Here is a 23,515-nt window from a genome sequence, read left to right as displayed (position 1 = left end):
AACCCTAAGATCAATAACAATAGGAAATTCTCATGGCTGGATTCGGACTACCAAATTTTGGACAACTAACTGAAGCTTTTAAAAAAGCACAACAAATTCAGCAAAATGCTCAAAAACTTCAGGAAGAGCTTGAGATTATGGAAATCGAGGGTTCAAGCAATGACAATCGGGCTAAAATCTGGCTATCAGGTAATCAAAAGCCATTACGAATAGAAATTGATCAATCTTTACTCTCTGAAGAAAAAAAAATAATTGAAGACGCAATTCTAGATGCTATGAAATCTGCTCATGAAATTTCAACTTCGACTATGAAAGAACGAATGGAAGATTTAACCGGTGGATTCAAGCTTAACCTGCCTGGTATGGGAGAGGAGAATTAATCATTTCCTCAATGTTCTCAAGATAAAAAGGATACCTTTCAAGATCTTTATCAATTACGCAACCAGGTTCATCTCTATGCAAACAATTACGGAATTTGCATTGTGACTTAGTTAATTGCTTTCTAAACTCTGGGAACAAATAAGCAAAATCAGATGGATGACATACTATTTCTGGACGATTAAACCCTGGAGTATCAGCAAGACGTGATCCTTCTCCTATCACAAAGAGTTCGACGTGTCTGGTCGTATGTGTACCTCTCTTTAATTTTTTTGAAACAGATGATATTGGTAGAGAAACAGTTGGAATTAAATGATTAATTAAACTTGTCTTTCCTACTCCAGAGGGACCAGCAAGCACAGTTAATTTTGTTTGTCTAAATCTCTCAATTAATAAATCGATGCCCTGAGAATTCTGAGTGGATACTGGTATACAATCGTAACCCCAACATTTTAATTTATTTACATATAAGATCAAATCATCCTTTGTAATTAAATCTATTTTAGTTAAAATTATCAATGGTTTTATATTTGAACATTCAGCTGTTAATAAAAAACGACTTGCTTGTTCTACATCAAATAGAGGCTCTTCAACTGAGATACAAATAGAAACTAAAGTAACATTTGCCACGGCTGGACGTTTTAAAAAACTTGTTCGCGGCTCCACCTGAGATATTACAGCTCGTTTATGTTTATAATCAATAGATTCAACACTAACTATGTCACCTACATCTATAAATAAACCTTGATAATCTAACTTAGCTCTTCGTGTGCAAAGCAATTTAATTTTTTTTGAAGATATCTTAAATGACTCTTCTTTAAAATCATGATAATCAATCTCTACAATTAAAAAATTTGCCTTAAGTGCAACAACGATACCTTTTAAATTCTTAGATTTATTTTTTTTCACCCGATATTAGTAATGTTACTTCTTTTAAATTTTTACAAAGTATATTTACTTTATATCCCTTATCCTGTAATCCCTCTATAACACTTTCTTCTGATTCCCCTGTGTCTATATCTACTTTTAAAATATCATTTGAAGATAAATTCTCCAAAGCCAAACAGCATTTTACAAAGTTGACTGGACAAACAAGGCCTCGCAAGTCCAAATAATGATCAGTTAAAATATTTTCTGACACTATTTATTTCCAAATAATTTACTAAACAAACCACTTTTGTGATAATGATGTTGAGTTCCACGAGCTGAATAATGTCCAGCTAATTCTTCTAATAAATTTCTTTCAGAATCTGACAATTTTGTAGGTAATTTAATCTTTACTGAAACTTGATGATTTCCTCTTGCTACGGGATTACCAAGCTTTGGTACTCCTTTATTCTCTAAACTCAAAATAGAATTTGGTTGAGTTCCTACTGGTATTTGTAATTTAGTAGGACCATCTACAGTATCTATTTCAATAGTATCTCCTAATATTGCCTGAAGATAACTTATATTTACCTCAGATAAAATAGTCAATCCATCTCTCTTAAGATTTGAATGGTTTTTAACTTTTAAAAATACATATAGATCTCCAGATGGACCACCTTTTAACCCAGCATTACCTTCTCCTGAAACTCTTAATCGTGTTCCACTATCAACTCCGGCAGGAATATTAATTTTTAATTTTTTTCTTACTTGTTTCACCCCTTTACCACCACAAGAATTACAAGGATCCTTAATCACTTGTCCAGTAGCGTTACAATTTGGGCATTCGGCGACTTGGGTAAAGCTTCCAAAAGGTGTGCGCGTCGCTCTTCTTACTTGACCTGCACCACTACATGTAGAACAAGTAACTGGACCAGTTCCTTTTTTAGCCCCATTACCTCTACACACATCACAAATTTCTAAATGAGGAACAGTGATCTCTTTTTCTTGTCCAAAAATAGCTTTATCAAAATCAATCGTAAGGTCATAACGTAAATCATCTCCCTGTTGAGGTCCTCGCCTTTGGGGACGAGAACCTCCAGGTGAACTAGCACCACCGAATCCATTAAAAAAGGTCTCAAACAAATCAGCAAAGCCTCCCATGTCTCCCATGTCTGGCATACCAGCTGCCCCGCCTAAACCAGCTTCTCCAAACTGGTCGTAACGAGCTCGCTTTTGAGAATCGCTCAAAACTTCATATGCTTTGCCTATTTCTTTAAACTTGTCCTCTGCACCTACCTCCTTATTCACATCAGGGTGATATTTGCGAGCTTGTTGTCTATAAGCTCTTTTTAAAGTGTCAGCATCAGCATCTCTGCTAACACCCAATAGTTCGTAAAAATCAGCCATTAGTACATTTAAACAAATTCTCTTCCGTTTCGATCACCTTATAGTGAATTCTCATCTTTAGTTGAAACCTCTGACGATTCATTTTGCAGATTAGTAGAGGCACTCTGATCAGAAATGTCTTCATTTACAGCTTTCGGTCCTGGTCCCATAGAAACTTTGACCAAAGCATGCCTTAAAACACGACCATTCAAGTGATAGCCCCTTTGTAATTCTTCTAAAACAATATCTTCAGCCTTTTCATCACTAGGCTCTCTCATAACCGCTTCATGCAAAGAAGGATCAAAAGCCTGATCAACTACTCGCATTGGAGCAACACCTAATTGTTTAAGAACTTCAACTAATTGTTTGTAAAGTCCTTGGTAACTTCTGTGTAATGCTTGAGCTTCTTCACCCTCAGGATTTAATTGCTGCCTTGCTCTTTCAAAATTATCAACAACAGGAAGTATTTCACTAAGCGTAGTGCAAGTAAGTTGGATTTTGAGATCATCTTGATCACGAGTCTGACGCTTACGAAAATTGTCAAAGTCAGCAGCTATTCTCACATATTGGCTATTTAGAGTTTCATACTCTTTTTCTAATTGCTGTAATCTTGATTCAGTATCTGGAACTTTAATTTTTGAATCAGGACTATCTAGTGATTGATCGTTTGCTGTTTCTACAGAATCATTGTTGACTTTAGGCTCTAATTCAGAATTATTAGAAAGATCTGATTGATTTGAAGATTCATCAGTTATTTGAGAATCTGAGGAATTTTCAATTGAATCATTTTGTGATGAACCATCCTGAGATAATTCATGTTCTGAGGAGGGAACGTCTGAATTCATATAGTTGATTGACTCTAATACATGTTGATAGCAAAGGGTTTTTTATACAAGCTACGGAAGCCCACACCTATTAAATAATTAAAAATTGTTTACGCATCTGCATCAAAAAAAAGAGCAACTCCATTATTGCAATACCGTTTACCTGTTGGCCTCGGACCGTCATTAAAAACATGCCCTTGATGCCCACCACAACGTCGACAATGATATTCAGTTCTTGGAACGATTAATTTAAAGTCTGTTTTTGTATCAATGGCATCAGGTAAGTGATCAAAAAAACTAGGCCAACCTGTTCCACTATCAAATTTTGTTTTTGAAGAAAATAAAGCAGTCCTACATCCTGCACATCTAAAAATTCCGTTCCTTTTTTCATCATTCAAGGGACTTGAAAAGGGCCTCTCTGTTCCTTCTTTACGCAACACGTAAAATGCATCTTTAGATAAACGATTTTCCCAGTCTGCATCAGTTAAAGTTTTATAATTTTCCATAGTTTTAGAAGCAGCAAAAACACTGTTAGGTTTAATGATAAAACCAAACAAAGTATTTAAAAATCCAATCATTAAAAATCTACGATTCAAGATAAATTTTTCAATTTCGTCAATACTAATAAATTTACTCCCTAAAAGTTGAAAAAAATTTATTGATAAACAATGATTTCCAACACTTTGAACAACAGTCAATTAGCTAACCACACGTTAAGTATTGCTCCAATGATGGATTGCACAGACAGACATTTTCGTGTCCTTATGCGTCAGATAACAAAAAAGTCGCTTCTATATACAGAAATGATTGTGGCCCAAGCACTTCATTACAGCAAAAACAGAAAAAAATTATTAGATTTTGATGAAATTGAACATCCAATTTCCATACAACTAGGAGGGGATAATCCAATACTTTTAGCTGAAGCAGCTCAAATGGCAGAAGATTGGGGATATGACGAAATTAATTTAAATATTGGCTGCCCAAGTCCAAAAGTACAATCTGGCAACTTTGGAGCTTGTCTAATGGGAAAACCAAAGATAGTGGCCAATTGCATAGAGAAAATGAAAAAGTCATGCAATCTCCCAATAACAATCAAACATAGACTCGGTATTGATAATCTCGACAATGATAATTACCTTATGCAATTTGTTGATAATTGTTCATTTGCAGGCGCAGACAGATTTATAATTCATGCAAGAAAAGCTTGGCTAAATGGATTAAACCCAAAAGAAAATAGAACAATTCCACCTCTTCAATACGAAAGAGTTGAAAAATTAAAAAACAACAGACCTGAATTAATAATCGAACTGAACGGTGGAATAAATACAATAAATGATTGTATTAAAACTCTCAAAAAGTTTGATGGGGTGATGGTAGGCAGAGCTGCATACTCACATCCTTTTCTTTGGAGAAAAATAGATTCAATGATTTATGGAGATCAGGAAGAATACCTATCAAGATCAAAAATAATAAAAAAAATTATTCCTTTTGCTCAAAAACATTTAGATAATGATGGACGTCTCTGGCAAATTTCAAAACATATATTAAATCTGATTGAAAATATACCTAATGCAAAATTATTGAGACAAGAATTAAGTGAAAAATGTCAAAAGCAAAAAGCTGATATTTCAATTTTAAAACAAATTGCCCAACAACTTGAAGATGCTGGGCATTAACAACCAGCAACAGAATCTTTAAGATTCTGCGCCACCATAATCTGCAGTAGAGTCATCGGCCACTTCAGGCGAAGCACCTCTTCTTCTTCTACTACGACCTTGATCAAAGCCATTTGCATCTTGAGAAGCATTGCCATGACTACGATCCTCCCAACCTTTTGCTCCAGAAGGTCTGTCTTGAGCTGATTGATCAGGTTGGCCGCCGCCATAACCGCCACCGCCGTAACCGCCGCCTTGGCCGCCACCGCCATAACCGCCGCCTTGGCCGCCACCGCCATAACCGCCACCGCCGTAACCGCCGCCTTGGCCGCCACCGCCATAACCGCCACCGCCGTAACCGCCGCCTTGGCCGCCACCGCCGTAACCGCCACCGCCGTAACCGCCGCCTTGGCCGCCACCGCCATAACCGCCACCGCCGTAACCGCCGCCTTGGCCGCCACCGCCATAACCGCCGCCTTGGCCGCCACCGCCATAACCGCCACCGCCGTAACCGCCGCCGCCTCTTCTTGGAGCACTGCCTCTAGGTTCAGCTTTGTTGATTCTTAAAGGACGACCCATAAGTTCTGCACCTTGGAGAGATTCAATTGCTGAAGCTTCAACTGCTTCATCAGCCATCTCAACAAAAGCAAAGCCTCTTTTGCGTCCTGTATCTCGTTCTAAAGGTAAAGAACAATTTGCCACCTCCCCAAAGGGAGAAAACAATTCAATGACATCTTCCTGCTCAGCGCGGAAGGGTAAGTTGCCGACAAAAATACTCACTTGAAAATTGGACTGAAAATAAAATGTAACCAATAGGCTATAAATAGCCAAAATTAATGACTCTAAAATGAGTCATCATTAAACACTTTAATACCGAAAGCCCTCAAATAGATTGAAAACAATTTTTTTACTTAAATAATTTCTGACGCCAAACTATGAGTTGTTCTTGGACTCTCTGAAATCCAGTTCCACCTGCACTCAATCGAGACTCAACCACAGATGAGGGCAAAAGCTTTTCATAAATATCTTTTTCAAAAAATTTATGAAATGTTTTCCATCTTTCCAAAGGAATATCTTTTAATAGAATGCCTTCTTCCAAAGAGCTCTTAACAATTCGCCCAACTAATTGATAGGCCTCTCGAAATGGTATGTCCTTAGCCACTAAATAATCAGCAACATCAGTAGCATTTGAAAAGTCTGATGAAACAGCATGATTGAGTTTTTCTTTTCTAAAAATCAAACCTTCTTCAAACAAAATTGATATGGCAACTAACGAATTTTTAATTGTTTTGACACTATCAAAAATTGCTTCTTTATCTTCTTGAAAATCTTTATTGTAAGCTAAAGGTAATCCTTTGATCATTGTAAGCATAGCTTGTAAATGTCCAAACACTCTCCCTGACTTACCTCGAACTAGTTCTGGAACATCAGGATTCTTTTTTTGAGGCATAAGACTACTTCCAGTAGCACATCGATCTGTTAATTGAATAAATGCAAATTCTTCAGATGCCCATAAAATAACTTCTTCTGATAATCTACTTAAATGAGCCATAATTAACGCTGAAGCTCCTAAAAATTCTACGACAAAATCTCTATCACTCACAGCGTCTAAACTGTTAGAATAAATATCTTGAAAATGCAATTCTGAAGAAGTAATCTTTCTGCTTATAGAAATAGAAGTCCCAGCCAAAGCAGCTGCTCCTAATGGGCAAATATTAACTCGTTTTCTTACATCTTTTAATCTGTTTCTATCTCTTTGTGCCATCTCAATATAAGCCAATAAGTGATGAGCTAGAGATACAGGTTGTGCTCTTTGTAAATGCGTATAACCAGGAATAAGAGTATGAAGATTTTTTTCCGCTAATAAAAAAAGAGATTTTTGGAAACGTTCCAAATCCATATCAATTTCATCAATACGCTTTCTAAGCCATAATCTTAAATCTGTTCCAACTTGATCATTACGACTACGACCAGTGTGAAGTTTTTTACCTACAGGGCCTATTAAATCTATTAATTTTTTTTCTACTGCAAAATGGACATCTTCATCTGAAATATCAGGATGAAATAATCCATCAGAGGCCTCTTTACGAATCTGTTCAAGACCAGATTCTAATTTAAGAGCCTCTTCCATACTAATAATTCCTTGAATTCCAAGCATTCGGGCATGAGCAATTGATCCATCCAAATCTTCTTCTAATAAACAAATATCAAATTCAATTGAAGCATTAAATTTTTCTATAAAAGGATTAAGTCCTTTATCAAATCTATCGCTCCACGTTTTGGTCAATGCATTTTCCAAAGTACTAATATAAATAAAGCAAGAGTCTTAGCAATTGTCAGGAGATTTATTAAGTTAATTGAGGAAGCGTTGATTCTTCATTAACTTTTAAAACCACCATTGATGCATCATCTTCCAGATGATGATCACTAACACCAACAAAGCCATCTAATCTTTCAAAAAGTTTATTCAATATTTGTTTGGCTTCTAAACCTTCCCTGGCAAATTTATCTAAAAAAGTTATTAAACGACTTTCATCAAAACGTTCACCTGATATACCAGGTGCCTCAGTAACGCCATCGGTGTAGTAAAGGAGAACATCACCTGGCTGAAGGACTACCTCTCCACATCCATATTCAGCTTCAGGTTGAAGACCAATCAATAAACCAGGAGCATCCAATCTATTTATTGATTTTGACTTAGCGCTCCAAAGTAAAGGAGGATTATGTGCCGCATTAGCAAAACGCAATTTTCTTGATTGCGCGTCAAAGTCCGAATAAAACAAAGTTACAAAACGATGTGATTGAGTCAAGTCTTCAAGAGCCAATTGATTCAAGTCATGCAAAATAGAATCAGGTGGCAATCCTGTTAAAACTTCAGCTCTGAGCATTCCTCGCAACATAGTCATCAATAACCCAGCGGGAATACCTTTACCCATAACGTCACCAATCACAAAAGCCCAACGACCAGAAGATTTTGCTGTGTCAATCAAATCTGGACGAGTAGGCATAAAATCGTAATAATCACCACCTACTTGAAACGCAGGCCTACAGCAAGCAGCTAATTCAATTCCTTCAATTATTGGACACTGATCAGGTAATAATTGTGATTGAATTTCAGCACCAATACTTATTTGTCTATCGACTTTTTCATGATTCCGAATAACCTGAAATATTACATCATTCTCTATTGCTACTCCAGTCAAATCAGCAACTATTTGAATATGTTTCCGATGAATATTACTTCCAAAAACAATATCTTTTTTATCAAAAACATACAATCTTCCTCGCTGTCTACCTCGAGAAACTATTGATGTAACAATTACATTAGACGAGTCAAAATGTCTTTTAACTAAACGATCTAACATTACAATATTTTTTTCTTGCATACCAAATCCGATTTTCTTTCCCTCCTCTAAAAGAAATAATTTTCTAAATAATTCCTGATCTTCTCCCTGAGGAATAACTTGCAGTTGCTCATGCCAAAGACTTCCATCATCTTGAAAGGGAATTAAAAATGCACCTTTAACACCAACTAATTGAGTAACAAGCAGTGGAATTAGTTCAAGAAAACGCTGTAAATTTGTAAAACTTCGCAACGCAAAGCTCAAAGAAAGCAATAAATCTTGATTACTAATTTGTTCTTGAGAAAGGCTATGAATTAGATCTGTTAATGATTTAGACGCAGCACTTGAAAAGGAATGAGTTGAATGTAGATATTGTTGATCTGAAATTGGAGAATTTTCTTTCACTATTCTCCGTCAATAAGTAAATTAAATTTAGCAAAATAAACAGAAAATTTCTAATATATTATCGAGTAGATAAAAGTGCCTCTATAAATTCAAAACTATTAAATGGACGTAGGTCTCTCATTTTTTCTCCAGCACCTACAAATCTAACAGGAAGTTTCGCTTCTGATGCTACAGCCATCGCTACACCTCCTCGAGAAGATCCATCAAGTTTTGTAAGTATTACTCCTGTTAATTCTGCTGAATCAGCAAACGCTAGTGCCTGCTTAAGTCCATTTTGACCTTGACTAGAATCAAGAACTAATAAAGATTCAACACTTGCTTCAGGAGCAAGCTTATCAATAATTTTTCGAATTTTTTTTAATTCTTCCATTAAATTATTTTTAGTTTGTAATCTACCTGCAGTATCTACTAATAATAAATCTATATTTTTTGATTTACTTGCCCCAATAGCATCAAATACTATCGATGCTGGATCAGCATTCTTAGATTCGTTTGCAATCACTTCAACCCCTGTTCTTTCGCCCCATACCTTTACTTGTTGTACCGCTGCAGCTCTAAAAGTATCTGCAGCGGCAATTATTGCTGAGAAACCACTTCTTTTTGCAACGTTTGCCAATTTACCAAGGGTCGTAGTCTTACCAACCCCATTAACACCTACTAACATCCAAATATTTAAACAACCTTTCTTAGGAGAAAGCAAATCAACACCACTATCTTTTATTGGCTTTTCTAAAACATTGACTAATTGCTCCTTTAAAAAACGCAAGCCCTCAGATGCTTCAACAACTTCTTCATTTAACTTTCTTCTTAATGAGTCTAAAATTTGATCTGTAGCTGAAACTCCCGCATCTGCTCTAAGTAAAAGATTTTCTAAATCATCAAGAACTTCAGGCGTCAGTGGATCATCACCAAATTTATCTAATAAATCAGTAACAAATCCTTTACGAGTTTTTTCCAATCCTTGTTTTAACCGACTGAGCCAATCAATTTCATCTAAGGAAAATTGACCAATTTTTTTACCTTGTGCAGCTAAAACTTCAGCTGACCATTTAAAATCATCGTCAAAATCGCCCAGTTCAGGCTCTTCTTCTTCTAAATCTTGAATAGCTATAGGTATATTTTCAACTGAAAGACTTGGCTCAAGATCATCTCTTATCTTGTTTTTTTTATTAACTATTTCTTCTTCTTCAATTTCTTTCTGAAGTAATTCTTTCTCCTCTTTTTGCTTTTGTTTTAGTTGCAAATAAGCTTGTTTTGCCCAATCTAAAGAATCATCATTAATAGATGAAGTATTATCTATTTGAGTTGAATTAGTAGGATTTTTTTTATCCTGAGAAATATTATCTTTCATTTCTAATTTAGTTTTAAAGTAGAATTTTGAAGTTTTCTTAAAACTCCATTAATCATTCTACGTCCTTGTTCATCACTATAACGATTAGCCAAAATTACAGCTTCATTACAAGTAACTGCAGTAGGAGTATTAAAATCGATCAAATCAACTAAAGCCAATCTTAAAATATCTCTATCAATTCTAGGTAATCTTTTTAATCGCCAACCTTCCATAACACTATCAAGATTGTTATCAATCTGATCTTGTTTTTCCATGACTAAATGAACACGTTTTAAAGCTAGCTCACGTATTTTCTTTTGATCAGCTCGTGCTAATAATCTAGGTAATTCAATACTTTCAGATAAGCTATTAAGTATATTCTCGGAGTCGGTTAAGCAAATTTTTAAACAATTACGAGATTTATTTATTAATCCAGCATCTTCTTGCAATTCACTATTCAATAGTTCTTGATTTGCCTTTTCTAATTTTGAGGCACAAAAGTCTAATTGATCTCTCCAGTGTTGAGTTAAAGATTCTATCGCCTTGCTAAGTAAGCTTTCAATATTAATATTATTAATATCTTTTGTTTTAATTTGTCCAAGAAGTAAGAGAGCTAATTCTCTAGAAATTGATTTTAATTGCATAAGTACAAATCAAAAATACTTTACGATGATGAAGCTCTTAACTGAGAAAATAAACTAGAAAAAGAAGTATTTGTAGAGTTATTTCTGTCATCAGGATTTACAATTCCAGCAGAAATAATTGTTCTAAATGCATCTTCAACAGATATATCTAAATCTTTAACAGAACCTTCTGGCACTAAGGTGTACCAACCAGTTGTAGGATTTGGTGCAGTAGGAATGAAAACACTTAACAAAGGTTTATCTGGTTCAGTTTGAAGAGATGGTCCAACAATACCAGTCACAAATCCGACACTAAACAAGCCTTCACGAGGATATTCAACTAAAACAACTCGGCGAAATCTAGTTGAGTTGTCTCTCAGAAAAGTTTCTAAAAGTTGTTTAAGGGTTTTATACACTGACCCCGCAAGAGGTATACGTGAAAGAGTTCCTTCTCCGAACTCAAGCAACCATCTCCCTACAAAATTTCGAGCCATAAGACCGATCAATAAAATTCCTAGTAGTGGAACCGTTAAACCCAAAGCAAGATTGATCAAGTCTTGTAATAAAGGATTAAGAGTAATAAAGGGATTTAATTGTTTTGGTATTGAAGTTAATATTGCCAGAACAAAGCGACTGACAATTGTAGACAACCAAATAGTGGTAGCTAAAGGAATAACCACCAAAAGACCAGCTATAAGGTCATTTTTAAGATCCTGCTGAAGCCTTGAGCCAAGAGACAGGTCTTCCTTGGGAGAGGACTGCACCAAATAAAGAGAGTCCGATAATTTACATAACTATAATCTAACCAAATTAAGTGCATTAATTAAATAATTTAAGCTATTAATAGAAATAAAACATTAAAAGAAAACACTTTAAGCCCAAATCAAAGCTCAATTGACTAGAGCACCTTTTTATTAAAAGAAAAAAATTATTCATGTAAAAATCATTGTGAACTTAAAAAAAACTCTTGTTTTAACGAAAAAAATTAAAGAAAAAGCATTTGAAGAAGGTTTTGATGCAGTAGGTATTGCAAAAGTTCCAGGTTCTTCGAGAATCAAACTTCGATCCGATTCCTTAGAAAGATGGCTGCAAGCTGGGCATCAAGCAAAAATGGAATGGATGAATAGTCCTAGAAGAAAAAATATCGAAAACATGCTTGAAGGAGTGCAAAGTGTTATTGCAGTTGGACTTAATTACTACGTAGAAACCAAAAGAACACCTAAAGACATATCCATTGCCAGGTACGGTTGGGGGAAAGATTATCACAAAATTATTGAAAAAAAATTAAAAAAAGTTGCCCAATTTCTTGAAAAAGAAAAGCCAAACTCTAAATGGAAAATATGTGTAGACACGAGCGCATTTTTGGATAAAGCATGGGCAGAAGAAGCAGGTATTGGCTGGATTGGAAAACATAGCAATATAATTAATTCCAAAATTGGGTCTTGGATGTTTTTAGGTCATCTTTTATCTACTGAAGCTTTGACAGCTGACGAACCTTCAAAACCTATATGTGGTGAATGTGAAAAATGTATTGAAGCCTGCCCAACCAAAGCAATAGAAGAACCATTTATTGTAAACTCAAACAAATGTTTGGCATATCACACCTTAGAAAACAGAGAAAAAAAATTACCTGAAAATATTATTAGTAAGATGGGGAATTGGATTGCAGGTTGTGATATTTGTCAAGAAGTATGTCCCTGGAATCAAAAAAAAATTCCTAGTACTTCTGAACCGGATCTTCAGCCCTCTGAATGGATACAGAACATAACTAAAGAAGATGCTTTATCATGGAGTGATTCAAAATGGAAAGAAAATTTAAACAGCTCAGCATTAAAACGAATTAAGCCGTGGATGTGGAGAAGAAATATAAATTCAATATCAAATAATCCATAAAAATGAAAAAAATTACTACAATCTCTCATTACCTATTTTGTTTATTAATCTTTGAATCTTTTCTTATAACAAAATTATCAAATGCTTTTTTTCCTATAATCAATGAACCAAATCAAAAAGAATTAGAATCTACATCAATACAAATAGGGAGAACCGCTATACAACTAATTCAATTTGGTCAAAATGATGAAGCAATTAAACTTTTAGAATTAGCTATAAAATTAAATCCTAAAGAAAAAGACCTTTGGGTAAGCCTTGCAGAAGCTCAAGTTAGATCAAATAAAAAATATCAAGCATTATTTTCATTAAATGAAGCAATAAAATTAAAACCAAAAGATCAAAGTATTTATTTCAAAAAAGGTTTAGTCTATATGGATTTGAATGATCCAAAAAATGCTAAGATTTCTATCACAAAAGGCTTATCAATTAATAAAAATAGTGAAAAAGGATATTTTCAACTAGGTAATGCTGAAATCATGTTAAATAATTATAAATTAGCGTTAATTGCGTTTAAACAATCATCAAAAATTAATTCAAGTTTTTGGCAATCTATTAATAATGAAGGTCTTGTTTTATATGAATTGAATAATTCTAAAGAAGCTATTTCAAGATTTGAATCAGCACTTAAAATTAGCAATGATGCCGAACCAATGTTAGCTTTAGCAGTAGTCCTATATTCATCAGAAAAGAAACATATTGAATCATTAAACTTAGCAAAAAATGCTTTAAAATCTAATCCTCAATATGTTTCAAAAGACTATCAAGCAAAGCAATTATGGGGAAAGAAACTACAAAAATCAGCGCAATTTTTATTTAAAGACAAAGAAATGAAAAAAGTAGTTAAAGAAGCTATAGAAAAAAGTCGCTGAATTAATGTTTAACAAAAAACTGGTTTTTAACAGATTAGTTAGTAGCCTAAATAAAGAAATATAGGCCTCTTACAAACTCAAAGATGGCCAAAGAACGCCTAAAACCAATATCGTTGCATCAAGAGATGCAACGTTCTTATCTCGAGTACGCAATGAGCGTAATCGTTGGAAGAGCATTGCCAGACGCCAGGGATGGATTGAAACCGGTGCAAAGAAGAATTCTTTTTGCAATGCACGAATTAGGACTTACACCCGATAGACCTTATAGAAAATGTGCACGTGTTGTAGGAGATGTCCTTGGTAAATACCATCCACACGGAGATCAAGCCGTTTACGATGCACTTGTAAGACAAGTACAAATTTTTAGCTCAAGATATCCAATTCTTGATGGTCATGGGAACTTTGGATCTATTGATGACGATCCACCCGCTGCAATGAGATATACAGAAACACGACTATCTCAAATATCAAGCGATGCAATTTTAAAAGAAATAGATCAAGAAACTGTTGATTTCTCGCCAAATTTTGATGGGTCACAACAAGAACCAGAGGTTTTACCAGCTCAGCTACCATTCCTTCTTTTAAATGGAAGTGCAGGCATTGCTGTTGGAATGGCCACAAGTATTCCTCCACATAATTTGAATGAAGTGGTGGAAGCTTTAATAGCAATAGTTAAAAAACCCTCTTTAGAAGAAAAAAGATTATTAGAAATAATACCTGGTCCTGACTTTCCAACAGGGGGAGAAATTTTAATTAGTAATGGAATAAAAGAAACTTACACAAAAGGAAGGGGAAGTATAACCATGAGAGGAATAGCTCATATTGAGGAAATTAATCCAGGTAAAGGAAAGCATAAAAGAAGTGGAATTATAATTACAGAACTGCCATATCAATTGAACAAAGCTAGTTGGATTGAAAAGCTAGCTGAGCTCGTAAATAATGGAAAGGTTTCTGGAATAGCAGATATAAGAGATGAAAGTGATAGAGATGGTATGCGAATTTTAGTAGAGATAAAAAGAGATTCTGATCCAAAAAAGATTCTAGATTTTTTATATCAAAAAACTAGTCTACAAAGTAATTTTGGTGCAATTTTACTTGCATTAGTTAATGGTCAGCCAGTACAACTAACATTAAGAAAACTATTAAATAATTTTCTAGAATTTAGAGAAGAAACTATTTTACTTAGAAGTAATTATTTATTAAAAAATATAAAAAGAAGACAAGAAATAGTTGAAGCTCTGATCCAAGCTATAAATAATTTAAGAGAAATAATTAATTTAATTGAAAAATCTAAGGATACTGCTGAAGCAAAAAATAGTTTAATTAATAAATTAAAGATCAATGAGAGACAAGCTGATGGAATTTTAGGCATGCCATTAAAAAAAATTACTAGTCTTGAAAAAAATTCATTAAAAAATGAGATAGAAGATCTAAAAAGTAAAAGAAATGAGCTTGAGTCAATAATTAACAATAAGGAAAAATTAATGAAAGTTATGATTAAAGAATTAAAAGAATTGAAGAAAAAATTTGGCAGTGCTAGAAAAACAAAATTGATAGAGGGTGGAGATGCGCTCATTGCTGAAAAAATGGCAAATCAAAGACCAAATAAAGAATTGCAAAGAATAAATGCTTTAAAAGAATTATCAAAAGATTCAGAAATTGTTATTCAATCAAATAATGAAATAAAAATAATCCCTTCAATAACGATAAAAAAATTAAAACTAAAAGAAGGTGACCAAGAAAGAAAAGATATTATACCTACAAAACTAATATGGCCAGTTAAAAATGAACCAAAAATATTAGCTGTAAGTAAATTTGGAAAAATTGGTCTTCTTAAATGGGAATTTGCAGGACAGAAACCTGGTCCTCTTGAACACTTTTTACCAGCAGGTTTAGAAAATGATGAAATAATTAATTTGATTCCATTGCAAGACAAAAAAGATATAAGTTTAGCTTTAATAAGTAGTGACGGAAAATTTAAAAGAATCTCAATGAATGAAATAAGTGATATTTCTAATCGATCAACAACAATTTTAAAATTAAAAAAGAATATTGTCCTTCAAGCTTGTCTATTATGTGAAGAAAATAGTTATATTTTTTTAATAAGTGATATAGGCAGAATTATCAAAATAAAAATAACAGAAAATGAGTTTCCATGTATGGGGAAATTAGCTCAAGGAACGAGTATCATGAAATTATTCCCCCGTGAAAAAATAGTTGAAGCATTAAGTATTCAAGAAAAAGAAGTAAAAGACTTAATTTTAATCACAAACAAAGGTAAATTTATAAAACATAATACTAAAGAAATAAAAATATGTCATAAAGGAAATTTAGGAACAATGGGAATAGTTTTTAAGAATAATAAAGAAATCAAAGATAAAGTGATTAATAGTTTTATAAATAATGACCACGTTTATATCAAAACTAATAAAGAAAGATATGAAAAATTAAAAACAGATCAGATTAATAATAGTTTATATAAAAAAGAGAAGCAATTGAATATAAAATTAAACAATAATGAATTAATTAAATCTACTTTTTCTATGATCTTGCCAGAGAATAGTTAAGATAAAGATGTTTTTTCAACCCAATTTAAATATTCATCTGTAACTGTTCCAGTTACATATTTTCCGGTAAAACAAGATAAATCTAATTCATTGAGTTGAGAACCGTTAGTAATCGCTTTTGAAAGATCTGCAACTTCTTGATAAATCATTTTATCAATCAACAAAGTATTTTCTATTTCATTTATATTTCTATTATACGCAATCAATTCATTTCTACTTGGCATATTAATTCCATAAACATGTGGGAATCTTATTGGTGGTGCAGCAGAAGTAAAAGTAACTTTATTAGCTCCTGCACTTCTTGCCATTTGAACTATTTGCTGAGATGTTGTTCCTCTAACAACTGAATCATCAACTATCAAAACATTTTTATTTGTAAATTCAGTGCTCATAGCATTTAATTTCTGACGCACAGATCGTTTTCTTAAGGATTGACCAGGCATTATAAATGTTCTCCCAACATAACGATTCTTAAAAAAGCCTTCCCTGTAATCAAGTCCTAACTGTCTTGCTACTTGCATTGCAGCAGGTCTAGAAGAGTCAGGTATGGGCATTACTACATCTATATCTCCAAGGGAAATTTGTTTTTTTATAGTTTCTGCTAATAAATCGCCCATTCTTAATCTTGACTCATAAACGGAAATTCCATTCATTATTGAGTCAGGTCTTGCTAAATAAACATATTCAAAGGAACAAGGAAATAGTTGAGGATTATCTGAACATTGTTTAGAGAAAAACTCACCATCAGAGGTAATAAAAATAGCCTCTCCCGGTTCTACGTCTCTAACAATTTTATAATCATTGTTTTCAATAACTAATGATTCACTTGCAATTATCCATTCAGGTTTATTCTTTTCACTCAACCTTTTACCAATAACCAGAGGGCGAATTCCAAAAGGATCTCTAAATGCTAAAAGACCATGACCTGCAATTAAAGCAATTGAAGCATAAGATCCCTCAACCCTTGAATGAAGTCTTTTAATAGAATGAAAAAGATCATCTGGATTTATATCTTTTCCTTGTATTGAACTATTTAATTCCGTTGCTAATACATTTAATAACATCTCTGTGTCACTTGAAGTATTTGTATGCCTTCTATCAACTTTAAAAAGTTCTTTTTCTAACTCTCTTGTATTGGTTAAATTTCCATTGTGAACAAGAATAATCCCATAGGGCGCATTTACATAAAAAGGTTGTGCTTCTTCTTCTCTATGAGCAGCTCCTTTAGTAGCATACCTGACATGTCCTAAGCCAGTCTTTCCAATTAAACTCCTCATATCTCTAGTCCTATAAGCTTCTCTTACTTGACCTTGAGCTTTATTGATATGAAAAACACTACCATCCATTGTTGCTATGCCAGTTGAATCTTGACCTCTATGCTGAAGTAATAACAAGCTGTCATAAATTTGTTGATTACATTGATCAGAAGAAACAACACCTACTATTCCACACATAATTATATTTCCTCGTTAAAAAAAGAATTTTTAATTTCAAAATTATAAAACATAGATATATTATTTAGATATTTTTTTATATATAGTATTTTGATATACATCTTTTAAATCTAAAATATTAGCATCTATCAACAAATTATTAGATTGATATACTGATAGTTTATTTTCATTATTTACAGTACCTAAATGAGATAGAGAAAAACTAATAGATTCTTGTAAAGATATATTTTTATAATATTTTTTTAATTCTATACTTTGATTCTTTGAGCAACTAATTAAAACTCGTGCCCCTCCTTCAGAAAAAAGAAGACGATCCAATCTTGATTGACTTGGAGGAAGCTGAATATTAGCTCCATATCCTGAAGAAATACAACACTCAGCTATTGCAACTGCTAAACCACCGTCACCCAAATCGTGTGCTGAATTAATAAATCGTTTTTGTATTATTTTTCTTAAAAATGACTGAACTTGTTTTTCTAAGTATAAATCAATTTCTGGAGGTCTGCCGGTTTTTAAGCCATGAATATATTCTAAATAAGATGTGGCAGCTAATGAAATTCGATTATCTTCATTATTCTTAGTTTCTAACGGTAAACCTATCATCCATATTTGATCATCAGAATTAAGCCAAGATTTTTTACAAATATTATTCAAGTTTTCTATTAATCCGACCATACCAATTACAGGCGTTGGATGAATTGGTATAACGTTATTATTTGTTAATTTTGTATCATTATACAAAGATACATTTCCTCCTGTGACAGGAGTATTTAATATTTTACAAGCAGTACTAATTCCTTCACAAGACATTGATAATTGCCAAAAACCGACTGTTTTTTCTGGAGAAGAAAAATTTAAATTATTAGTAATAGCTATAGGTTCGGCTCCAACACAGCTTAAGTTTCTAGCTGCTTCGGCAACAGCAGCCATGCTTCCACGTTGAGGGTCTAAATAAACCCATCTATCATTACAATCTACTACTGATGCTATTCCTCTATCTTGATTTAATTTAACTTCAAACTCATTTTGCGGACGAATTCTAATAACAGCAGCATCAGCCTCTCCTGGACAAACAACCGTATTAGATTGAACTTGATAATCATATTGTTTATATATCCAGTTTTTTGAAGATATTGAAGGAGTATTTAGTAAATTTAATAAAACATTTTTCCAACTACAAAATGAATTATCTTTCAAATTAATAATTCCATTATCTAAACTTTTAGGTAACAAATCTTCTTTCCATTTCCAATGTTCTTGTAAATATTCAGGAAGTGAATTTAATAATAAATGTTCCTCTATCGGTGTATCATCAGCAAGTGAAGATGCTGGTAAATCTGCTACTACTTCTCCTTTATGTAAAACTCTAACAACTTTTTCTTTTAAAACTTTTCCAACAACCTCAACATATAAACCCCATTTCGTAAATAGATCACTTAATTCTTTTTCTGAACCAGGTTTCACAACAAATAACATTCGCTCTTGTGATTCGGATAACAAATATTCATATGCAGTCATTCCTTTTTCTCTAGCTGGAACAAGATCAAGATTCAATTCTATGCCAACATCACCTTTTGAAGCCATTTCAGAACAACTACAAGTTAGACCTGCAGCCCCCATGTCTTGAGCAGCAATTACATTTCCTGTTTTAAATGCCTCTAAACATGCCTCTATTAATCCTTTTTCAAGAAAAGGATCTCCAACCTGAACAGCAGGGCGATCATCTATTGAAGTTTTTGAAAGTTCAGAGCTAGCAAAACTTGCTCCTCCCATTCCATCTCTCCCAGTAGTGTTTCCTACGTATAAAACTGGAAAATCTATTCCACTCGCTCCAGAGCAAACTATCTCATTTGTTTCCATCAAACCTAAGGCCATTGCATTAACCAAAGGATTACCTGAATAACTACTATCAAATCCCACTTCTCCTCCAATAGTAGGAACCCCTACACAGTTTCCATAATGAGAAATTCCTGCGACTACGCCTTCCAACAAACTGATATTTTTTTCATTTTCTAAAGGTCCAAACCTTAAAGCATTTAATAAAGCTATTGGCCTGGCTCCCATAGTAAAAATATCTCTCAAAATCCCACCAACACCTGTTGCAGCACCTTGAAAAGGCTCAACAGCTGATGGATGATTATGACTCTCAATTTTAAAGACTAATTTTTGTCCTAAACCAATATCAACAACTCCTGCATTTTCTCCAGGACCAACAAGAATACGTGAACCTGTAGTAGGAAATTTTTTAAGCAAAGGACGAGAGTTTCGATAACAACAATGCTCTGACCACATCACCCCAAACATTCCTAATTCGTTCCTGTTGGGAGGTCGATTCAATCTTCTACATATTTCTATATAGTCGGCTTGTTTTAAACCTTCTTGAAGAAGAGAAGACGATACATCATATTCAACAAAAAATTTTGATGAATTTATTAACTGATTAAAGTCTTTATTCTCTGCTAAAGATTTCATTAATTAAAACCAGGGATCAACATCTCTTCCATTGTTTAAATTTGTTTTTCTATTTCTTTTATTCATTGTATTAAATTTTTCAGAACTATCTATATCAAGGTTATCTATCCAATCATCATGTGAAACAGTTGTATTTTGATATTCATTTAACTGATCTTCAAACTCATTATCATTATCATTTTCATTAGTTTGATCATCTATCCATCCTTCAAGTCTATCAGAGGCTTCATAAGTAAAATCCTGAAATTTTGTTTTCCATTTTCTGCTTTTATTGAGAAATTCTTCTCTTAAGCTTGCTTTCTGTATAACTAAATCTTCGAATGTATTAATTTCACATGAAATAGAACCAGGTTGTTTGTCAATTATTTTAGATAAATCTAAACGCCATCGACTTGTTCCAGGTATTAATGGATTTGATCTACTAACTAGATAATATTGAATATTTCCGCTTTTTAAATCAAAAACAAAATCAGCGATTAAACCTAATTTTTTCCCATTTCGATTAAAAACATTTGCATTAATTAAAGAGGGAAAGCGGTCTAAAGTTTGTTGATCAGATTTAGATGGGAGACCTTTTACGTAAACTTCATGATCATTAATTCCTTTTAATTGATCTAACCTCCAAACCTCTCTTATTAGTCTCAAAGTAGAAGGTCGAGTTACCCATCCTAATATTCTATGAACAGGAGGATGCATCCACACTGTAACTCCTGGGCCATGATCAATTCCATTCTCACAGCGAACATTATGCTTTAATAAATCAGTTAATAATAATTTAGTTGGAATAGACAAAATTAATTTCTTATTTGTATAGGCATTACTAAATAGGTAAAATTAACATCACTATTAATAGGTGAAAAAACTGCGGGAGTTGTAGGCGCATTACAACTTAATTTAATTAAATTTGAATCTATCACTTTTAATCCATCTAATAAATATCTTACATTAAAAGCTATTTGAAATGATTCGCCTTTAAAAGAAACTGGAAGAGACTCTGAACCAGTTCCTATATCTTGCGCGTCAGTGGTGATATTGATTAAATTCGATGAACTATCTGTAGTTATTTTAATGACATTATTATGTTGATCAGCTAAAACACCTATTCTTTCTAAAGAAGCTATAAAATCTTTTCTATCAAATTCTAGAATTTTTGAAAATGTATCTGGTAATAATTGTGAGTAATTTGGATAAGAACCTTCTAAGGCCCTTATAGTTATAATTTCATCTGCAGATATAAAAACTACTTGACCATTATCAATAAAAAAATTAATTGGTTTATTTTTATCACATGTAGTTAAAAACTTATCAACTTCTCTTAAAGATTTAGAAGGCAAAGTAATAGAAAATTTATCTAAATTTGAAGAAGTATTAAATTCTTTTGATTGAGATAAAATATTATTCAAATTTAGAACAGCTAATCTGTGACCATCTGTAGCAGCTGATTCAATTCCATAACCATCAAATGTGAGATTAACACCTGTTAGTAATTGTTTCGCATCATCTGTACTGCTTGCAAATAAAGTAGATTTAATAGCGCTAGATAATAATATTGGATTTAATTGAAGTGAAGTTCCACTTTCAACCAAAGGTAAATCTGGAAAATCATCTGCAAGCATTCCTCTCACTTGATATGTCCCGTTTTTACTTGTTAATTCTACTTGTTGACTAGTATGTTCAGAAGTTAAGATTAATGGAGCATCATTTGATAATTTAGAAACAATTTCTCCAAATAATTTAGCTGGTAAAGTGATAGCACCACTAGTTTCTATAGAAGCAGATATTGAAGTTTGTATTCCTAAGCTTAAATCAAATCCAGTTAAACGAAGCTTACCTGTCACTTCATCAGCTGCTAATAATACATTTGCCAATACAGGGTGTGTCGGTCGATTAGAAACTGCTCTGCTAACTAACTGTAAAGCAGAATTCAACTCTGATTGTGAACAAGTTAACTTCATCCGCTTATTTCAAATAAAAATCTATTGATATAAGAATTTCATAGCTATTACAAAAAAGCAATACCGTTAAAAAAAACAAAATTTTTTTCTCTTCTATTATTCTTTTTATTCTTTATATGAAAATGAACTAGTAGTAGTAGGTCTTGTGGTTTTTGTGGTTATCAAAGAAAAAGCAGTTCTCATCAGGTTTTTTTAAACTCTTAACATGTGGAAAATTTCTTTTCAAGGTGGATAGAAATTGCTTTATCCACCAAATCTTAAGCCTGTGGAAAAAATTATAATATTAATCAGGGTTTTTTATTTTTTATCCACATATAAAAAAACAGATAAAACACGATTTCAACAGACACTTTTTTGTCTGGAGCTTTAAATATCTTAAAATCCCATTTTCTTTGTTATTGAATTTAGTTCTGCTTCTACACCAGTATGAAAAATAGAATCATTATTTTTTATTGCGCAATCAGGATCTTTTAATCCATTACCAGTAAGAACACAAACGACAGTAGAGTTTTTTGGCACTTCATTTTTTAGTTTTAATAAACCAGCAACAGAGGCTGCGCTGGCGGGTTCACAGAAAATACCTTCTTCTTTACCAAGAATTTTATACGCGTTTATGATTTCAGAATCTTGTAAAGAAGAAAATTTACCATTGCTTTCTTCTCTCACCAGAAGAGCTTTTTCTTTATTGACAGGATTACCTATTCTTATTGCTGTAGCAATTGTTTCTGGATTGCTAATCACTTTACCTTCAACTAAAGGTGCAGATCCACTTGCCTGAAAGCCCATCATTATAGGAAGTTGTTTAGATTTTTTTGATTTAAAAAATTCTTTAAACCCCATCCAATAAGCAGTTATGTTTCCTGCATTTCCCATTGGAATACATAACCAATCAGGCGCATCTCCAAGATATTCAATTATTTCAAAAGCAGCTGTTTTTTGTCCTTGTAATCTATAAGGATTAACAGAATTAACTAATGTTATTGGATATTTGTTTGATAAGTCTCTAACGATATCTAAGGCCTTATCAAAATTCCCTTTAATTGCTAATACTTCTGCTCCGTAAACTAATGCTTGAGCTAATTTTCCTTGAGCTACATAACCATCTGGAATAATCACAAACGCTCTCATATTTCCTTTCCTTGCATATGCAGCTGCAGAGGCTGAGGTGTTTCCTGTGCTTGCACAAATGACAGCTTCACAACCAGATTCTTTAGCTTTACTGATTGCCATGGTCATTCCTCTATCTTTAAATGATCCTGTTGGATTTAGTCCGTCATATTTGACGTATACTTTTACTCCTCTTCCTATTCGATCAGATATAGATTTTACTTCTATCAGAGGAGTTGCACCTTCTTTTAAAGTAATGATTGGAGTTTTTTTTGTTACAGGTAACCAGGGTTTGTATGCTTCTATAAGACCATCCCAATTGTTTTTTTTGGGACTAGAAGTGAAAAGTTGTTTTAATTTTTGGGAAATTGCCACTTCTTTACCAA

Annotated in this window: 21 protein-coding genes; 5 read left to right on the top strand and 16 right to left on the bottom strand. The window is 33.2% G+C overall.

The window, feature by feature from the left end:
• The first annotated feature begins 32 nt into the window (after positions 1-32).
• Positions 33-380 (top strand): YbaB/EbfC family nucleoid-associated protein, encoded by a 348-nt coding sequence (locus tag AC6EIZ_RS07860; RefSeq protein ID WP_498510233.1) that lies wholly within the window; start codon positions 33-35, stop codon positions 378-380.
• On the opposite strand, the gene rsgA is transcribed toward AC6EIZ_RS07860, so the two are convergent.
• The 5 genes from rsgA to msrB all read right to left on the bottom strand — a co-directional run bounded on the left by rsgA (position 349) and on the right by msrB (position 4,033).
• On the bottom strand, positions 349-1,287 hold the full coding sequence (gene rsgA / locus AC6EIZ_RS07855) for a ribosome small subunit-dependent GTPase A (protein ID WP_498510231.1): 939 nt from the start codon (positions 1,285-1,287) through the stop codon (positions 349-351). The genes AC6EIZ_RS07860 and rsgA overlap by 32 nt on opposite strands.
• Positions 1,274-1,519, bottom strand: a complete 246-nt coding sequence (locus AC6EIZ_RS07850) for a sulfurtransferase TusA family protein (protein WP_498510229.1) — start codon at positions 1,517-1,519, stop codon at positions 1,274-1,276. The genes rsgA and AC6EIZ_RS07850 overlap by 14 nt, the downstream gene beginning before the upstream one ends.
• The gene (dnaJ, locus tag AC6EIZ_RS07845) at positions 1,519-2,652 is read right to left on the bottom strand and encodes a molecular chaperone DnaJ (RefSeq protein WP_498510227.1); all 1,134 of its coding nucleotides are present in this window, start codon (positions 2,650-2,652) and stop codon (positions 1,519-1,521) included. The genes AC6EIZ_RS07850 and dnaJ overlap by 1 nt, the downstream gene beginning before the upstream one ends.
• 38 nt (positions 2,653-2,690) lie before the next feature.
• Positions 2,691-3,476, bottom strand: a complete 786-nt coding sequence (gene grpE, locus AC6EIZ_RS07840) for a nucleotide exchange factor GrpE (RefSeq protein ID WP_498510225.1) — start codon at positions 3,474-3,476, stop codon at positions 2,691-2,693.
• Positions 3,477-3,565: 89 nt separating this feature from the next.
• Positions 3,566-4,033: a peptide-methionine (R)-S-oxide reductase MsrB gene (gene msrB, locus AC6EIZ_RS07835; RefSeq protein WP_498513235.1), complete on the bottom strand. Its 468-nt coding sequence runs from the start codon at positions 4,031-4,033 to the stop codon at positions 3,566-3,568.
• Positions 4,034-4,123: 90 nt separating this feature from the next.
• Here msrB and dusA point away from each other — a divergent pair, with 90 nt between their 5' ends.
• The gene (gene dusA, locus AC6EIZ_RS07830) at positions 4,124-5,131 is read left to right on the top strand and encodes a tRNA dihydrouridine(20/20a) synthase DusA (RefSeq protein WP_498510223.1); all 1,008 of its coding nucleotides are present in this window, start codon (positions 4,124-4,126) and stop codon (positions 5,129-5,131) included.
• Between the two features lie 18 nt (positions 5,132-5,149).
• On the opposite strand, the gene AC6EIZ_RS07825 is transcribed toward dusA, so the two are convergent.
• The 6 genes from AC6EIZ_RS07825 to AC6EIZ_RS07800 form a co-directional block, all read right to left on the bottom strand.
• On the bottom strand, positions 5,150-5,890 hold the full coding sequence (locus tag AC6EIZ_RS07825) for an RNA recognition motif domain-containing protein (RefSeq protein ID WP_498513234.1): 741 nt from the start codon (positions 5,888-5,890) through the stop codon (positions 5,150-5,152).
• A gap of 127 nt (positions 5,891-6,017) precedes the next feature.
• Positions 6,018-7,409 carry an argininosuccinate lyase gene (gene argH / locus AC6EIZ_RS07820; protein ID WP_498510221.1) on the bottom strand — a complete coding sequence of 464 codons (1,392 nt, stop codon included), beginning with the start codon at positions 7,407-7,409 and terminating at the stop codon, positions 6,018-6,020.
• 49 nt (positions 7,410-7,458) lie between these two features.
• A complete protein-coding gene (locus tag AC6EIZ_RS07815) occupies positions 7,459-8,859 on the bottom strand; it encodes a PP2C family protein-serine/threonine phosphatase (protein WP_498510219.1) in 1,401 nt (466 codons plus the stop codon).
• Between the two features lie 58 nt (positions 8,860-8,917).
• Positions 8,918-10,210, bottom strand: coding sequence for a signal recognition particle-docking protein FtsY (ftsY, locus tag AC6EIZ_RS07810; protein WP_498510217.1), 1,293 nt, complete (start codon positions 10,208-10,210; stop codon positions 8,918-8,920).
• A 2-nt stretch (positions 10,211-10,212) separates the two neighbouring features.
• Entirely contained in the window at positions 10,213-10,833 is a 621-nt protein-coding gene (gene nusB / locus AC6EIZ_RS07805) for a transcription antitermination factor NusB (protein ID WP_498510216.1), read from the bottom strand.
• Between the two features lie 20 nt (positions 10,834-10,853).
• Positions 10,854-11,579, bottom strand: a complete 726-nt coding sequence (locus tag AC6EIZ_RS07800) for a DUF502 domain-containing protein (RefSeq protein ID WP_498510215.1) — start codon at positions 11,577-11,579, stop codon at positions 10,854-10,856.
• A gap of 181 nt (positions 11,580-11,760) precedes the next feature.
• Here AC6EIZ_RS07800 and queG point away from each other — a divergent pair, with 181 nt between their 5' ends.
• From queG to AC6EIZ_RS07785, 3 genes are all read left to right on the top strand, one after another.
• Positions 11,761-12,705 carry a tRNA epoxyqueuosine(34) reductase QueG gene (queG, locus tag AC6EIZ_RS07795; protein WP_498510213.1) on the top strand — a complete coding sequence of 315 codons (945 nt, stop codon included), beginning with the start codon at positions 11,761-11,763 and terminating at the stop codon, positions 12,703-12,705.
• 2 nt (positions 12,706-12,707) lie between these two features.
• Positions 12,708-13,574, top strand: a complete 867-nt coding sequence (locus AC6EIZ_RS07790; protein ID WP_498510211.1) for a tetratricopeptide repeat protein — start codon at positions 12,708-12,710, stop codon at positions 13,572-13,574.
• 83 nt (positions 13,575-13,657) lie between these two features.
• Positions 13,658-16,141 carry a DNA gyrase/topoisomerase IV subunit A gene (locus AC6EIZ_RS07785; RefSeq protein WP_498510209.1) on the top strand — a complete coding sequence of 828 codons (2,484 nt, stop codon included), beginning with the start codon at positions 13,658-13,660 and terminating at the stop codon, positions 16,139-16,141.
• Here AC6EIZ_RS07785 and purF read toward each other — a convergent pair.
• The 5 genes from purF to thrC form a co-directional block, all read right to left on the bottom strand.
• On the bottom strand, positions 16,138-17,595 hold the full coding sequence (gene purF, locus AC6EIZ_RS07780; protein WP_498510207.1) for an amidophosphoribosyltransferase: 1,458 nt from the start codon (positions 17,593-17,595) through the stop codon (positions 16,138-16,140). The two genes, AC6EIZ_RS07785 and purF, sit on opposite strands and share 4 nt — an antisense overlap.
• Before the next feature lie 60 nt (positions 17,596-17,655).
• A complete protein-coding gene (purL, locus tag AC6EIZ_RS07775; RefSeq protein WP_498510205.1) occupies positions 17,656-20,067 on the bottom strand; it encodes a phosphoribosylformylglycinamidine synthase subunit PurL in 2,412 nt (803 codons plus the stop codon).
• 3 nt (positions 20,068-20,070) lie between these two features.
• Positions 20,071-20,859, bottom strand: a complete 789-nt coding sequence (locus AC6EIZ_RS07770) for a PRC-barrel domain-containing protein (protein ID WP_498510204.1) — start codon at positions 20,857-20,859, stop codon at positions 20,071-20,073.
• A 2-nt stretch (positions 20,860-20,861) separates the two neighbouring features.
• On the bottom strand, positions 20,862-22,022 hold the full coding sequence (gene dnaN, locus AC6EIZ_RS07765; RefSeq protein WP_498510202.1) for a DNA polymerase III subunit beta: 1,161 nt from the start codon (positions 22,020-22,022) through the stop codon (positions 20,862-20,864).
• Between the two features lie 375 nt (positions 22,023-22,397).
• Entirely contained in the window at positions 22,398-23,504 is a 1,107-nt protein-coding gene (gene thrC, locus AC6EIZ_RS07760; protein ID WP_498510201.1) for a threonine synthase, read from the bottom strand.
• Positions 23,505-23,515: the final 11 nt, after the last annotated feature.

The sequence above is a fragment of the Prochlorococcus sp. G4PB16 genome (assembly GCF_059772465.1).
The sequence above is the reverse complement of the archived record's forward strand: the minus strand, read 5'-3'. Positions and strand labels throughout refer to the sequence as shown.